We start from the raw sequence: 16,086 nt of genomic DNA on the forward strand, positions 1-16,086 counted from the left end.
GGTTGGGTAGAGCGTAGCGAAACCCAACAAATCTTCAATTTCACACCGTTTTACAACAACGCTCTATGATATTTAAATACGTAGGTCGGATAAGCGAAGCGCCATCCGACAACCCTGTACTTTATAGCCTGAACTTTATAGCCTTAAATTACATCTATCCTAAAGCTCATATCTTCTTCGTTAATTGTGCTAATTAGTTTACTATGCGCGACTTAAAAATATTCTACTACTTACCACTAGGCTTATATGTCCGCAAACGCGCTTTACACCGACCTTTCTGATTACTACGACTTAATGTGCGCAGATATAGATTATCAAGCCCAAAGCAATTCTATTCACAGGCTGCACCAAATTTTTGGGAATGGCGCAAATACCCATCTCGATTTAGCATGTGGCACCGGCCCGCATGTACGCCACTTTATTGATTACGGCTATAAAAGTAGTGGGCTTGATTTAAACCAGCCAATGCTCGATAAAGCAAAAGTTCGTTGTCCAGAAGCGCAATTTTCGTTGCAAAACATGAGTGAGTTTAAAGTAACCGAGCCCTTGGATTTAATTACCTGCTTTTTGTATTCAATCCATTACTGCGACGGTATTAATAAGTTAAAAGAATGCCTTGCCAGCGTACACAGTGCGTTAAACGTAGGTGGAATATTTTGCTTTAACACGGTTGATAAAAACAAAATCGACAGCGATTCATTTGTAGAGCACACAGCAACAAGCGAAAATAGCTTCTTCACATTTCGCTCTGGTTGGCATTACAGTGGCACTGGCAGCAAACAATTATTAAAACTCAGCATAGAAAAAACCACCGCAGATAAAACACTCGTATGGCACGACGAGCACCCAATGGTTGCTTTTAGTTATACCGAGCTTAAAGAAGCCCTGAAGCCGTACTTTGAAATTCACATATTTGAACATGACTACGACAAAATAACCCCATGGGCAGAGCGCTCAGGCAACGCCATTTTTGTCTGCGTAAAAATTTAAGGCAAACACGTAGGTTGGGTAGAGCGCAGCGAAACCCAACGAACCTCCAATACCCACGGCCAATACCCACACCCAATAAACCCGCATTATATATTTGAAAACGTAGGTCGGATAAGCGAAGCGCCATCCGACGATGCACCGTATTTGAGTTTCGGCGCGTAAAATTCTGTATATTAATTTCAGTTTCATCGACTCAAAAATATATGCTACCTTCAAATAGTGGATTTAATAATGATAAAAGGAATTTAAAATGGAACACTCTGCATCAATTCTCCTCCTAATAATTACCATATTGATTTGTCTTGGTTGGTACAACCATACAAAAAATTTAAAAATACAGTTTAAAAAAAATATTAAGGCATTAAATGATTCTTTAGCTTTAGCGCGAGAAGAAGCTAAAAAGCAATCATTGAAAAATAAAGAGCTAACTGAGAAATATAGCCCAATCATTCAAGCCGAAGCTTACTCTCAAGCTTTATTAGATGAAGCGAAACTAAAAGCAAATGCTATAAAGCAAACTGCTGAAAATTTAGCTAATGAAGTAAAAAATGAATCTATTACTGTAAGTGAGTCATTAAAGGAACAAAGAATAGAGGGGAGCCTAAGACTTCGAGAAGCGAAGGAGAAAGCTGAAAAAATTAGGTCGGATGCTAATCAAGAAGCTGACCGTATTACTTTATTCGCAGAGCAAAGGGCTAAAGAGATTGCGGGTGATGCGTATGAAGCAAAAGAAAAAGCTAATACCTACGAGCAAGCAATAAAAGCAATGCGAAATACTATCGAAGGCTATAAGGACGACTATATCATTCCTAATCACTCAGTTTTAGATGACTTAGCTGAGGATTTTGGTCACAAAGAAGCTGGAGCAGAGCTAAAGTCAATACGTCAAAATATTAGGCAAATGATAAAAGAAGGATTTGCTGGGGATTGTGACTATGTTGAACAACATAGAAAAACATATGCAATCCATTTTGTAGTTGATGCATTTAACGGTAAAGTAGATAGTGCATTATCTAAAGTAAAACACGATAATTTTGGGAAAATAAACCAAGAAATATTAGATGCGTTCGCATTAGTTAACCACAATGGCGTTCCTTTTAGAAAAGCTAGAATTAATGAAAAATATCTTAATGCACGTTTAATTGAACTAAAGTGGGCTGTAGCTACAAGTGAATTAAAAAGAATCGAACGTGAAGAGCAAGCAGAAATTAAGGCTCAAATTAGGGAAGAAGAAAAGGCTTTAAGAGATATTGAGAAAGCAAAGAAAGAAGCCGAAAAAGAAGAACGCTTACTTCAGAAAGCTTTGAAAAAAGCACGAGAAGAACTTTCTACTGCAAATGATGAGCAGCGAGCCGACTATGAAGCGAAATTACTTGATCTAGAAAAGCAATTAAAAGAAGCAGAAGATAAAGGTCAAAGAGCTATGTCGATGGCACAACAAACCCGAAGAGGGCATGTATACGTAATAAGCAATGTAGGCAGTTTTGGTGAAGAGGTATTCAAAATTGGTATGACCCGAAGACTTGAGCCTATGGATCGTGTCAAAGAACTAGGCGATGCATCTGTTCCTTTTTCCTTTGATGTTCATGCGATGATATTTAGTGAAGATGCGCCATCTTTAGAAAAAGAACTTCATCGCCGTTTTGATATTTACTCAGTGAATAAAATAAATTCAAGGAAAGAATTTTTCAAAACTACAATATCAGAAGTTAAGAAAGCTGTAGAGGGCAATGGGATTAAAGATGTTCATTGGACTTTAAAAGCTGAAGCTTCTGAGTATCGTGAGAGTTTAGCAATAGAGAAAAACTTACAATGTAATGCGGTTGCTTAACTCTTTCTTATTTAGTTTCATGTATTAAGACAAAGTAGGTGAATTAGTTTTTTTCATCAATTTCTTTCCCGCAATTATAACAATCGTTAGTGGGAAGCTTATAACTAGAAATAGAGCGCATTACTTGGTTTTTCTTACAGGCAGGGCAGACGTAATTAATTACAGAGATTATAAGCGCAATAGCAAAAACAAAACTACCGATATAAAACGGGTTTGAGTAAAATTGCATACTTGGTTCTGAAAAGTTAAAACCAATAATACAGATGATTAATGCAGTTAAATAAAGTTTAAATTTTAGGCTTTTATTCAAGGTTTAAATATCCAATTGGCAAGGTGCTAATAATAAGTGCTTTGGCAGTTTTAACAAATTATTTACTCAATTACTATTTAAGTTTTTATATAGGCAAATGTATAGGCATAAAAAAAGAGTTGCCCTTGAGCAACGCTTTTCTGTATTTGTCTAATAGCTGGTAGCTAACTTACTTAGCCGCTAGCTTATTCTGCCACAAACTTATTCTGCAGCTAAATAATCTAACACTACTTGATGGTGATCTTTAGTTTTAAACTTATCAAATAGGTGTTTAATTTTACCGTCTTGGCCTACTAAAAACGTTAGGCGGTGTTGGTTTATACCCCATTTTAAATGCACATTCAATTTGAAATAATAGCTTAAGCTTAAATTTATTGACTGTGCAATTCGATTTTTGCACAAACTTTTAATTTTATGAACGCTTTTGTTTTAGGGCTATTTAATATATAAACCAGTTGATAAGTTTAAGAAGTTTTTAAGTTACTCTTGTTTATTAAAAGTTACTGATTCCGCTCGATTTATATGTTAAAAAATAATATTGTATATGTTTTTAAACCTTAGTCGCAGTAGCTCAAAATTTCTGGGGGAGGTTTATTTTCCTCACACAGTGAAAACCTTTTGACTACATTTTGTTCACAATCCCACTAAAATAGTTGATATGTATTATTATGGAAAATCCTGAATTAGATAGCTTTTTCACTAAAAGAAAGAGTAGAAAAGGAATGTATTACCTGCTTGGTATATTCTTATTATTGTGTTCGCCCATACTTCTGTTTATAGGTAACTTTAATTTGGGTTTTTTTGAAAGTGTATCTGATTGGGCTGATGTAGGGTCATTTTTTGGAGGAATATATTCACCCATATTAAGCTTTTTCACACTTTTCATTCTAGTATTCCAGTCTTCAATAATGAAGTCTCAAATGAAATTAATGGAGACTCAAACACAATTGCAAGTAACACAGCTAGAAATCCAAAAAACTATGCAAGAAAAAGAAGATGCTGCACAACGCTCTACAAGAGCTTTAACTTCTTCGTCTAGGATTGATTCAGCGTTACAGCTTGAAATCAATGTTAAAACAGGATTACCTAAAAATACTCGGGAATATTTAATAAGTGCTGTATTGTTATTTGAAAATGCCCCCCAAAAGTTTAATGTAGAGAAGAAAAAGCACCAGAAAGCACTACATGCTGTTTACACGAATTGGGTTTTAGTTCTAGCAAATATTTGGGATATTGATAATGTGGTCAGTGATGAGAATTTAAGGAAGAATAATCAAGAGTCAATCTGTTTAGAGGTTGTTACCTTATTGGGGTTTGAAACATGCCTTTATTTAGATAAGTTTCTTTTTGCTATAGGGCATCCCTATTCAAATAAAGAAAAATACCCTCCTTTTTTTTGGTCCAAGAACTAGTTAAAATTACTGATATTTAATATTAATTTTTAAAACAAAAGTAGAAAGGGATTTCATTGTATGAAATTAGATATATCAGCTTACTCAATAACATATATATTTATTATGCCTGAGATTGAAAAGTCAGATTTAGGCTCACAATCTCCATTCCAAGGTTTCTTATTCGATTTAGTTAGTTCTCCTTATGCAGCTATGATTAGTAAGTTGCTGATTTGCCCACATAGCATTGATGAGGTCACATTAAATAAAGAAGAGCTTTTATCAAAAAGAAAAGGGGCTGTTGAGCAACTTGTTTTTTTGCTTTCACCCTCAGCAATAGAGAGTAAAGAAATGTTATTTCAAAACCCTCTCACGGTTATTGCTTATGATAAAAAGTACCAAAGTTTTTATGAAGGTATTCGCTCTCGATTTGTGTATGAGCCCATAGTTATTACAAATAACACTAAGATGAATCAAGCATTCCAGTTTGATCAGATAGTTGATGCATACAGTATAGATCATGTTTTGTATGAGCGTTTTATTAATTTTTTAAATAGTGTTGGTAATTTAGATTTGAAAGGTAGATTTAAGGCTAAAAAGCTTCGATTAAAGTATCAATATAAAGACGCACCTATTTATAATCATGGTGTAACAAATTCTAATGACTTAGTGCTGTCTAGCTTAGGCGTTGTTGGTAAGTTAGAGGATCTTGAGAATGCGAGTAAAGAAAAGTTTATTAGTTCTCTAATAGATGGCGCTAATTATATAAGTAAATTAAAGGTATCAGAAAGGTCCGGTAATACAGATATGATCTTATTTGTACCAGCCATGTTTTCTTATCTATATGATATTAAAAATAATATATGGAATAAGTTATTTAGGGAAGTTAAAAGTAAAAATGCCAAAGAGTTTATAATAAAGTCAATTATAAGGAATCCAGACTATTCATCATTTACATTTAAAGCTACGGGAGATAAAGGTCTTAAATCTATACTTAGTCATAAATTTACTCAATCAGCTGTAACCATAAGAAGGCAAGAGCTACACCTTTCAACTTTAGCAACAGCTTTGATATCCGTAGCTCACTTTATACCAACTATCAGATTACCTAATAATTTAAACTTCTCCTATAGCTTATTAAATGAAATTGAAAGTCACTCTAAACGTGGTGATCTTAAGGGAAGGTCACTGTTAAAGAAGAGGGTTAAAGAATTAATTATTGAATGGAAATCTATAATTGGTAAAGATTTGCTTACCTATATAAATAGTGAAGCATCAAACTTAAAGCTTTGTACTGATATCCCGTTGGAGTGGATTACATTAGACTGTGTTCCGATAATGATAAGTCATAAAATATCTAAGATTCCTGTCACACCAGGTAATTTATTTTTAAATCAAAGCTCATTTAACATTGATGTGTTAACAAGTGCTACTGAGTTGCGTAAGATATTAATTATTCGTTCCTTTTCGCCACATGATCCTATAAAACCAGAGTTAGAAAATACTATTAAATCGTCAGTTAGTAATATTGAATATATCGAAGTAGTTGACGTAAGTAGTAGTGCAGAGCTTGTAGATGCAATTAACAATTTTAGTGGGCATATAGTGATATTTGACTGTCATGGTAACCACGGAGGCCGGTCATCAAACGGTTGGCTACAAATAGGTAAGGAACAAGTAGATGTTTGGTCATTACCAATTACTTCTCCATTGATTGTTATATTGAGTGCATGTATGACCTCCTCGATTGCTGGTTCACATGCGTCAGTTACTAACGGCTTTATACAAAAAGGTAGTTATAGCGTCTTGGGTACATATCTTCCTGTTGATGCGTACAAGTCGGCCTCGCTAGTCAGTAACTTAATAACGAATATATTCAAAACTTTAAGTACTTTAAAGCAATTTGGTGTAGTAGAAACCACTTGGCAAAATATACTATATATGGCAATTTGCGAAAGTTATATGGTAGAAGTATTTAATGAGTTATTGAAAAAATTTGGTGATGTAGATAGCGAAAGTTTAAAAAAGGTACTTGAACTTGCAAGGACAAAAATATATTCGCTAGAACAAACTTGGCATATATCTTATTTTAAAGAGTTGTCCCAGCTTTTTTCGATAGAGTTAGATTGTTTGCATGAGTTTATACATGATGACTTAGTAATTGTTGAGTCGATGTATTACTCTCAATTTGGGAAAGCAGAAAACATAAGAGTAATTTTGTAGATATTCCTCTTCGATCAACATATATCTCCGATTTGTAAATATAGTAATACCTGAATTAACCTTCTTTAGTTGAATCGAGTGGTTCTCTATTCAACTTTAGGATTAAATCCGCTTTCTCTTTTTCACTCAAATTATCAATTAAGCAACTCAGTTTTGCTGATAGATCTGATTCACAAAAAAAATAAGCTAAAGGGACTCCTAATTCATCCGCCACTCTCTTAAGGGTTGGAATATCAGGGGTATGCCTACCTTTCTCATAGTGGTTCATACGACTGCTCGCAGAGCTTTGGTCAAGCCCAATTCTAATGCCGAGTTCTTTCTGAGAGACTCCCCTAGAAACTCGTGCCTGTTTAATTCGCCCAGGGACTGGGTTAATTGCAATTTCCAAGAATTCATCTTAATTTACAATAATAATACTTAGATTCTCTAAGTTTAGCCTGATAATGTATACTTAGGAATACTAAGTTTATTAAAGGTTGCATTATGAGCAAAAAATATAGTTTTAAGAAGAGAAAGCTAGCGATAGATAAAGTTTTGATTTCTGACCAGACTGTAGCGGAAGTTGCGAGTGAATTGCAGATTTCCATGAGCTCAATATACCGTTGGCTTAAAGAAGAACGAATGGTCAAACCCCAAGATAGATCTTTGTATGAAAAAAATAGTCTTAGGGTACAAGAGGCTTATGACGAGCGTGAAATTTTACTGAAAGCCCTAACAATTTTAGTTCGAGATTTTTCGTGTTAGGGCTCTAAGCATACAACACGCGAGCTTATTGTTCGTGAGTTGTGCGTTAAAGTGACTAATCGAGCTAGCTTATTTAAATATTAGGGGTATTTTGCAGTGTTTAAAACTGAAAACTCGAGCTGATGCCAAGCTCATCTTTGCAGCCATCATTTATACGTTTAAAGCTTTTGTTTAAAGCACTTAACGCTACAGAATACTCATTCTTCGAATGCAACTTAACGATATTGTCAATGGGTAACTGGTTCACTTGAAGAAGTTTTCTTATTTTTATGTTGTCATCACCCAGTAAAATTAAGTTAGCTAAAGCTTTTGTTTCATTCGTTGCTACATCTGGTTTGGACTGACCAACTACAATAAGTGGACGATTATATTTTAAAATTTCTCGTGAGGCGTGGAGGCTCCCTCCTTTCTCGCCACTCTGAGTAAGAAAAACACCAGCGGATAAAGCTGCTTGGATTTTATCTCTTTGAACTAGCAAAGCCCCCCTAACTGATGTTCCATATGAATATTCTGAGATCAAAGCTCCACCCGAATTAATAATATTTTCGGCTAAGCCAATATTTTCCTTAGGGTAGACCTTTGTATCTAGTCCTTGTGCCAAGACAGCAGTCGTTCTCATTCCTAATTTCAAGCAAGTTGTGTGGGCTATGGTATCTATACCTTTAGCTAACCCACTTACTATATTCCACTTATTTTCACATAGCCATGAAGTTATTCTTTCAGCAATTTTTGCTCCATGGATAGTTGGATCCCGAGTTCCTATGACAGCTGCATTTTTTTCGTTTATATAATCAATATTACCAGCGATATACAAGATCAAGGGGCTTGAATTTAGAGTTAAAAGGCTTATTGGATAGCAAGAGTCAAAAACAGAAATAATTCTATGACCAAGTCTATCCGCTATCTCTAGCTCTTTTTTAGCTAAACTTTCTGCATCTGAGTAACTACTTTCATCGATATTATGGTATGTCCTGTTAATCATTTGAATCATATCTTTCTTATCGAGTATAACAAACTCAAGTACATCTCTCAGTGTAGCTGGTCCAACACCCTTTATAAATCTGAGGGCTAAAAGTTTATATGTTAAAACAGACGTATTATTTATCACTCCAATTACCCAACGTTTTCTGTATAGTTACACGTCTTACCATGTAAGTTCCAATCGTGGGATAAGAAATAACCATATGGGCCATTTTTTTTTACCAATCCCATTCCACAGCGGCGACATTTTTTCACTTCAAAAGATAACGAGTGCGTACACCGGTTAGAATGTTCATGATACCCACTACAACTCCAGAAAGGTATATCCTCGTTATTCTGTAATACCCTCATAGGGCGATGACAATTAAAGCAACTCTTCTGAGGCCCAATTGCCTGTACAGTTTTAGCAAGAGATACGCCTACAATACGCTCAACCTTTTCATCATTAATAAGTTCATTCACCCTTTTAAAGGTTGCACCTGTGGTCATTACATCATCAATAACCAGTACTCTTTTGTTACATAACCTATTCGCGTACTTTTCATGATTAAAATGGAGGCTCCGCTTAATTTCTACATTTCTTTCAGCTGCATGACCTTTAGTTTTAAGGCTTGCAGCATCTTCCAAAAAGTAAAATAAATCAGGTATAAACTCATATTCTAATTCACCTCTAAGTTCGACTTTTTTTAGTAATTCTTCTAATCTAGGAGGCTTATTTGGCTTTGATGGAATTACTGTCACAATATCAAAATCTCCATCTTCTTTGTAGATAAACTTCCCTAAGCGGCCCAAAATAAATTGCAATAAATCAGTCCAATATTCAGGTACAGAGTAGGATTCTTGATTTTCTTCAGCATCTTTAGCACTGATGTCTCTCGAAAGCTTGTGCGAAGCTCTCAATGTAGATGTTATTTCTGATTTGTTTGTAAAGTAGCGACCAAAAGTAACCACATCCAACTTATCTCGACCAGGCATAACTACTTCACCATCTAAATTTAAAGGAATGAAATAAAATTCTCGTCCCTTTATCGCATTTAAATTTTCATTATCTGCTGCTGCTTCAGAAAGTAATTTTAGTTCGTGTGGTGAGTCAAGTTTTTCAACGAGTTTACTGGTGCTGATAACACATGCTGGGACTTGCATAATTTTCGTTTTTGCCCAGGTTGGAGCTAATGGAATTACACCTGCAGCATATGAAGCTTCTATATCGACTTGATCATCTCCAACATACAATACGGACTCTTTATTACTTATATTTAAAGCCCCACAAGCCATGTTTATGCCAAGTGCATTGGGTTTTTTACCCGAGCTTCCCACATCATCATAAGTAATTAATACTTCGAAAAAGTGGCTTATTTCGAAGTATTCTAAAACCCGCTCTGCGTACCATCTTTTTGAATTTGTAACAATACCCATCTTGATTTTTTTATCTTTAATACCTTCAAGGATGCGAAGGGTTCCTCGAAAAAGCTTCACTTTTGGGATTAGCTCTTCCAGCGTTGAGGAGCTGCCAGTAATTCGAGCTAGCTCTAATTTGGAGGAGCCCAGTAATGTATTATCTAAATCAAAAAGAACTGCGGAGACCTTGTTCATTATATGTTCCTTATAAATGAAGTTTAAGCGTATGTACCGTGGCACATGGTTATTTAAAGAGTAATTGAAGCTACAGCAGTAAACCTTAATTTAAGTTACCACTTATACACTCTAATATTCAATCCAAAAATGTTTACTTAATTTACTCTGATTTACGAAAAGTTATATGAGTTCAGTACATCTTGAAAGTTTGGTTTATTGTATGTCTAAACCAGAGTTTCTGGTACGATGAACTCAATTTTTCATAGTATCGTTCGAATAATGCAAATAGTTTTACCTGAGATTGAAAGTAATTTGGATTCCTTGGCTTGGGGAGCCTCAGATCAAGAAAAAGGCGAGGTTTTTACAAACCCTCAAATTGTTAACTTTATGCTTAAGACCTCTGGGATTGTTAACGGCATTAAATCAAGGAACGCTCGCATATTAGAACCAGCCTGTGGGCAAGGTGAATTTATTATCGCAATTGCTAAGTTTTTGGTTGAACATATAAAAGATGATCAGGAATGCAATACTATAGAGTTTATTAAAGATCTTGTTAAGGCTTTTGATATTTCAGCTAAAAATATAGCAATAGCTAAGCAGAAAACCAACGAAGTGTTAAAGAAGGCCTTTACGCCTGAAGAGGCTCACGCAATTGTTGAAGGCTGGTTTTATCACGGTGACTTTCTTTTAACTGATTTCACTAAATGCTTCAGCCATGTTATCGGTAACCCGCCATATGTTCGGATTGAGAACATCCCATCACCTTTACTTTCAGCATATAGAGCTCGTTACCACACAATGAAAGAAAGGGCAGATCTATACATTGCTTTTTTCCATAAATGTTTAGAACTACTGGAAAAAAAAGGGGTATTGTCTTTTATCTGCACAGATAGATGGACTAAGAATAGCTACGGTTCATCGTTACGTAAATTTATATCAGCTAATTATCAGCTAGATCTTTACGTAGACCTTTATGGCCAATCTGTATTTCAATCCGAAGTGTTAACCTATCCAGCGATTACTCAGATTTCAAAGAATAAGCATAATTCAACGAAAATATTACATAACCCAAAGATTGACTCTGAGCTTTCCGAGTCAGTATATTTAATGCTCACAGGACAAAAGTTGTGCACGAATGAACTAATCGAAAGAAAAGATATTATCGATGATGAGAAGCCTTGGTTATTTGGCTCTGCAGATGAGCTGAATCTAATAAAAAGACTTGAGAGAGACTTCCCTACGATTGAAGAAGTCGGTTGTAAGGTTTACATAGGGGCTGCAACGGGAAATAATAAAGTATATATTGTTGATGATAATGTGGCTCTAGAGCCTGACCGGAAAGTGCCTTTGGTTACTGCGACTGATATTCGTTCAGGCACATTGGTACCTTCGGGTAAGTTTGTCGTGAACACATATGACGAAAATGGAGTAATCCAACTTACAGACTTTCCAATGCTTGAAGAGTACCTAACTCAGTATCAAGAAGTTTTACAAAAACGACATGTAGCAAAGAAAGTGCCACACCACTGGTTTAAGACAATTGATCGAGTTTATCCAGAACGTGCGACACAAGAAAAACTATTGATACCTGATATCAAGTCTAAATTGACCACTGTGTATGACTCTGGTGTCTATCACCCAAATAACTCCATTTACTATATCTGTTCATCTAGTTGGGATTTGAGGGCTTTACAAGGTGTTCTAATGTCAGGAATTGGACAACTTTTCGTTGAGAATTACTCAACAAAAGTTGCTGGAGGAAATTTGCGGTTTCAAGCTCAACATTTAAGACGAATTTGCTTACCGCGGTGGAAAGAGGTTGATTCTGATTTGGCAGCAGCTTTCTCCGAAGCAGCGATAAATAATGATATTGAGAAATCAATTCTTTTAACCTCCAAACTTTTTAATTTAAATGAACAAGAAATACAACTACTAGGTTAACAAATGAACGAATTAATAAGGGAAGCTGTTAGGCATTTCTGGGCAGTAAGAAGTGATGGTACTGGGGTATTGGGCGGAAAAACGCTTGATGGGTTTGTTTCTGTAATTAGTCAAGTTGTTCAGTCTTCGCATCTTGAGAACTATCAAATCCATACGGGGAAAAACACTTCTCAGTTACCAGGGTATTTCAGACCTCATAAGTCATGGGATATAGTTGTCACTTCGAACGGGTACTTAGTTGCAGCCATTGAGTTGAAGTCTCAAGTAGGCTCTATTGGTAATAATTTCAATAACCGTACAGAAGAAGTTCTAGGTAGTGGGTTGGATCTTAGTACCGCAATCGAAGAAAATGCATTCTTGCCAAGTGTACGGCCATTTATGGGCTACATTATTTTAGTTGAAGACTCAGATGATTCGAGGCGCTCAGCTCGAATCAGTATGGATAACTTCCCTGTGATGTCTGGCTTTTTAGCAGATGAAAATAGTAGACAGGTAAACTATCAACCAGTAAATGGAAAATATCCTCAGACTGTAGGCGTCTCTTATTTAAAACGCTATGAAATTTTGTGTCGTAAACTTATGGCAAGACGTATTTATGATGCGGCTTCGGTTTTGGCTGCATCAATTCAACATAGTGATTCAGGTCACTACCATGATTTAAGCGGTTTAACTAGCGTTGACGCATTTATTCAACAATTGACAAACCACTGTAACTTATTCGCAGAGTTTGGCGATTAAAGTTATCTAGCTCATTAGAGGTTGTAAACCACAATATCTAAGCCTTGCATACGCATGGCTTTCATTCATACCTAAGTGCATGAGATAGATAGCCTACTAGATAAGAAGCTCTCAATATCTCTGGTAACCCTTCGCATGCAAGTACAGACTAAAAGAGAGAGAGGCCTAGCGTCGGCTTCTCGCTTAAATCGAAATATACTGAGTTATAAACTGTCTTATGAAAGTGGAGAGATTTAGTCCAAAATGTAGTGGGTTATTATAACTCACTACATTATTTTTTAAATTTATTGGTTTAAGTAGTTTAAAACCACTTCATGGTGATCTTTGGTTTTAAATTTATTGAAGATATGTTCTATTTCGCCATTTTCATTAACTAGAAATGAAGTACGCACTACCCCCATATTTTCACGGCCCATGAACTTCTTTAGTTGCCAAACACCATAAGCTTCACAAACAGCATGATCTTCATCGGCAAGTAAAGTGAAATTAAGCTCTTGTTTGTTAGTGAAATTAGTCAGCTTTTTGGGTGAATCGGGGCTAATACCCAAAACAACGACATTTAAGTCATTAAGCTCTGATTTAGAGTCTCTTAATGCACATGCTTGAACTGTACAGCCAGGAGTCGATGCTCTTGGGTAAAAATACACTAATACCTTTTTACACTTAAAAGAGGCAAGTGAAACAGATTCATCGTTTTGATCTTGTAACGTAAACTCTGGGGCTTTTTGGCCAACTTCTATCATATTCTTATCCTTCTTTATTTTGCTAAACTTCTTAAGACATCAATACTAAGTAGTATTTAATAGTTGATCTTATGCTAGTAGGAATTTTAATTAGCTCTATGATAACAAGTCACGCATAATATTTAACTGTTTTGTTAGCTCAGTTGTTTTATCACGTTCTTGTTTTAACATCGTTTCATAGTCATTACGGGCTAACGACATTCGTTCTAAGTTTATTTCTAGTTGTTTAATTTGCTTTTCGTTATCAAGATTTTTATTAAACCAATACACAAGCTCATTTTTTGCATTGTCTAATTTTTCTTCCAAAACTTTTATAGGGTTTTTATTTATAGTTGGTTTGGTTTCAGCCTGTTTTTGGGTTTTTCTTTTTTCTTTTATAAGCTTAAGTTTTTGATTTGGCCAGCCTCTATTACTTATAGCATTACGGTGAAGGCCTGTTAATCTAGAAAGCTCAGCTATAGTTGCTGGTAGGGAAGGCGCATTATTTATTTTATCTATTGCAGCAACTAGCTTTTGTGTATTTTCATCAAAGGTACGTTGATTTTTGATGTCAAAGGGATTACTCATTGGGGACTCCATGACCAAGTAGTGTTAAAACACCTTTAGCTTCATTGATGACTTCTTTGATTTGCTCTTTATTGTCTGCAAAACTAGGGTTGTTAAGGTTAGCTAAATTGGTTGAATAAACTTCTCTCCAGTGTGGTGCGTTTGCTTCACTGACTATGGCGTTTGAACACCTTATAGGGTTACATTTTAGTGAGCCTATACAGGGAAGGCTATCATTTGTACTTTCTGAACCATAACAGTAACCTAATCCAACATTTATTACACCGAGTCCTTGCTCAGCCATCGCTTCAAAAATTTCTTCTTTTGAATATCCGCTTGCCATGTAACCTTTAAATGCTAATTTTAATCGCTCTTTATGTTCATTAGCCTTACCACCAAGATAATTACCGTCTGGGTCTGCTGTTGCTTTAATAACTTCAATCTCTGATTGTTTTCTAAGGCTTTGCGCCGTTTGGCTTTCCACAAGGATGTCAGCAATTCCACCATAACCCATTGTTACATCACTTGTTGAACCTCTAGACAAAAATTTGTCTACGGTATTGACTAAATGCTTAAGCTGAAATGAGATTAACGGTAAGCCAGCTTCTAATCTATAAAGTTGATATGCAAGCGTGTGACGCATCATATAATTGCTAAATTCAAGGTTATTATCTGGCAAAGCGAACTTTATAAATATTCTTAACTGATGACTTATCATAACCGAGGTTTGCTGGATTTCTGTCTCGTTTGTTTTCTTTGTATGAACAGAGCTAAACATTAAACTTCTTTGTGTTATTGAGCTTAAAATTTTTAACGCTTTTATTGCATCTTCAATTATTGGAATAGCGACCCACTTATCATCGAAAAGGCCTTTCGAAAAAGTACCTTTACCCTTGAAAACATGAGAGCGCAGAAGCTTTATGCCATTTTCTTCGATGAGACAAGTATTTAAATCTATCACTGATAATTCAGAAGGACGCATTCCGGTATACTGACCTATTAAGTATTTAGCCGCGTAACTTATAAGTGCGGTTTGATTATTGATATTCGTCAGTGTGATTTTTTTGCCTTTCCCTTTATTGACGAATGCTGTCATGTCTTTTAGGTTATATTTATTTTTAGAGTTAATTAGTTCTTCTGGTATACCGTATTTGGATTCTATATATACTTCTGCATAATTTGCGCTTAAAAGACGGTGAGCTCTATAAAGTTTAAATGTATCTTTGGTAATCCCGGCTTTGCTACAGTATTGAGTTTTACTTTGTGATTCATATCTGCTCACATAAGAGTCCAATACTTCTTCTTCCATCGTTTTTAGGAAGTCGTGTACTAGCAAAGAAGCGGTTCTAATGAGTTTCTCAAAAGCCCAGTTCGGCATTACTTGATTTGAGATTTTCTTTTCATAACGCTCTTTCCAACTAAACTGATCGGGATCAAAGGCTGAAATATTTTCACCAAATATATGCTCTGAAGTATATGGGTTTTGAATATAGGAAAAAAATTGTTTCAAGTCATCATTGTACGTATTGGTATGAACTTTTGCGGTTTCTTTGTAATCGATAATTTGGATTTGAGTAAGGGACAAATATATTTTTTCAATATGCTCTTTCCCTAACTTAACTTCCAAAACTGTAAAAAGAGTGTCTAAAAATCGGAGTCCAGACTTAACATGGGCCAAGACTGTACTGGTAGCAAGCCTGTTAGTTGACTTTTTTTTTGCTTTTTTACGATTGTTAATGAATACCTCAGGAGTTAGCAGAATACTCAAGAGCAAACATTTTATTTCAATAATAACCTCTTCAGGAATGCTTTTATATTTTTTGAAATTTATTTTTAGTTTACTACCTCTGATATTTGCAGATACGTTAGGATTTTCTGAGTTGAAATCCCATTCAGTGTCAGAAAAAACAGAGCTAATAGAGGCTGGAAGGCTTAGCAGTTTGGTCAAATATGTCGTGCTTTCATTAGTTGCCACCTTTTTGTGTTCAGCATTTGAGAGGTCTAACTTATATTTTTTGAGATCAGCAATAGTACTTAGCACACTGTAATGTTTTGGTAATCTTTCCATTTTAT

13 protein-coding genes and 1 pseudogene are annotated in these 16,086 nt (G+C 35.4%); 7 read left to right on the forward strand and 7 right to left on the reverse strand.

From position 1 onward, the window contains the following. Positions 1-246 precede the first annotated feature (246 nt). Together CXF64_RS14880 and CXF64_RS14885 are read left to right on the forward strand one after the other, a co-directional pair. The gene (locus CXF64_RS14880) at positions 247-990 is read left to right on the forward strand and encodes a class I SAM-dependent DNA methyltransferase (RefSeq protein WP_101217395.1); all 744 of its coding nucleotides are present in this window, start codon (positions 247-249) and stop codon (positions 988-990) included. Positions 991-1,240: 250 nt separating this feature from the next. After that, on the forward strand, positions 1,241-2,821 hold the full coding sequence (locus tag CXF64_RS14885) for a DUF4041 domain-containing protein (protein WP_101217396.1): 1,581 nt from the start codon (positions 1,241-1,243) through the stop codon (positions 2,819-2,821). Between the two features lie 511 nt (positions 2,822-3,332). On the opposite strand, the pseudogene CXF64_RS14895 reads toward CXF64_RS14885, so the two are convergent. After that, a pseudogene (locus CXF64_RS14895) lies at positions 3,333-3,443 on the reverse strand (thioredoxin-dependent thiol peroxidase); the annotation flags it as partial. Between the two features lie 356 nt (positions 3,444-3,799). Between CXF64_RS14895 and CXF64_RS14900 the strand changes: the two are divergent. Together CXF64_RS14900 and CXF64_RS14905 are read left to right on the forward strand one after the other, a co-directional pair. After that, a complete protein-coding gene (locus CXF64_RS14900) occupies positions 3,800-4,543 on the forward strand; it encodes a hypothetical protein (protein WP_101217397.1) in 744 nt (247 codons plus the stop codon). A 60-nt stretch (positions 4,544-4,603) separates the two neighbouring features. After that, on the forward strand, positions 4,604-6,745 hold the full coding sequence (locus CXF64_RS14905; RefSeq protein WP_101217398.1) for a hypothetical protein: 2,142 nt from the start codon (positions 4,604-4,606) through the stop codon (positions 6,743-6,745). A 55-nt stretch (positions 6,746-6,800) separates the two neighbouring features. Here CXF64_RS14905 and CXF64_RS14910 read toward each other — a convergent pair whose 3' ends face one another. Then, positions 6,801-7,127: a helix-turn-helix domain-containing protein gene (locus CXF64_RS14910; RefSeq protein ID WP_101217423.1), complete on the reverse strand. Its 327-nt coding sequence runs from the start codon at positions 7,125-7,127 to the stop codon at positions 6,801-6,803. A gap of 101 nt (positions 7,128-7,228) precedes the next feature. Between CXF64_RS14910 and CXF64_RS14915 the strand changes: the two genes are divergently transcribed. Continuing rightward, on the forward strand, positions 7,229-7,489 hold the full coding sequence (locus tag CXF64_RS14915) for a transposase (protein ID WP_101217399.1): 261 nt from the start codon (positions 7,229-7,231) through the stop codon (positions 7,487-7,489). Between the two features lie 100 nt (positions 7,490-7,589). Here CXF64_RS14915 and CXF64_RS14920 read toward each other — a convergent pair whose 3' ends face one another. Then, the gene (locus CXF64_RS14920) at positions 7,590-8,597 is read right to left on the reverse strand and encodes a DNA-processing protein DprA (RefSeq protein WP_101217400.1); all 1,008 of its coding nucleotides are present in this window, start codon (positions 8,595-8,597) and stop codon (positions 7,590-7,592) included. Positions 8,598-8,602: 5 nt separating this feature from the next. After that, complete coding sequence (locus tag CXF64_RS14925; RefSeq protein WP_101217401.1) at positions 8,603-10,063, reverse strand: HAD-IA family hydrolase; 1,461 nt, start codon at positions 10,061-10,063, stop codon at positions 8,603-8,605. A 261-nt stretch (positions 10,064-10,324) separates the two neighbouring features. Between CXF64_RS14925 and CXF64_RS14930 the strand changes: the two genes are divergently transcribed. Continuing rightward, positions 10,325-11,986, forward strand: coding sequence for an Eco57I restriction-modification methylase domain-containing protein (locus tag CXF64_RS14930; RefSeq protein WP_165783607.1), 1,662 nt, complete (start codon positions 10,325-10,327; stop codon positions 11,984-11,986). Between the two features lie 3 nt (positions 11,987-11,989). Further along, positions 11,990-12,724 (forward strand): PaeR7I family type II restriction endonuclease, encoded by a 735-nt coding sequence (locus tag CXF64_RS14935; RefSeq protein ID WP_101217403.1) that lies wholly within the window; start codon positions 11,990-11,992, stop codon positions 12,722-12,724. 284 nt (positions 12,725-13,008) lie between these two features. On the opposite strand, the gene bcp is transcribed toward CXF64_RS14935, so the two are convergent. The 3 genes from bcp to CXF64_RS14950 form a co-directional block, all read right to left on the reverse strand. Further along, positions 13,009-13,467: a thioredoxin-dependent thiol peroxidase gene (gene bcp / locus CXF64_RS14940; protein WP_101217404.1), complete on the reverse strand. Its 459-nt coding sequence runs from the start codon at positions 13,465-13,467 to the stop codon at positions 13,009-13,011. Between the two features lie 96 nt (positions 13,468-13,563). Next, the gene (locus CXF64_RS14945; RefSeq protein WP_101217405.1) at positions 13,564-14,034 is read right to left on the reverse strand and encodes a hypothetical protein; all 471 of its coding nucleotides are present in this window, start codon (positions 14,032-14,034) and stop codon (positions 13,564-13,566) included. Further along, positions 14,027-16,081, reverse strand: coding sequence for a site-specific integrase (locus CXF64_RS14950; protein WP_101217406.1), 2,055 nt, complete (start codon positions 16,079-16,081; stop codon positions 14,027-14,029). The genes CXF64_RS14945 and CXF64_RS14950 overlap by 8 nt, the downstream gene beginning before the upstream one ends. Between the last annotated feature and the right edge of the window lie 5 nt (positions 16,082-16,086).

It is taken from the genome of Pseudoalteromonas sp. GutCa3, from assembly GCF_002836155.1.
GTDB classification, from domain to species: Bacteria; Pseudomonadota; Gammaproteobacteria; order Enterobacterales; family Alteromonadaceae; genus Pseudoalteromonas; species Pseudoalteromonas arctica.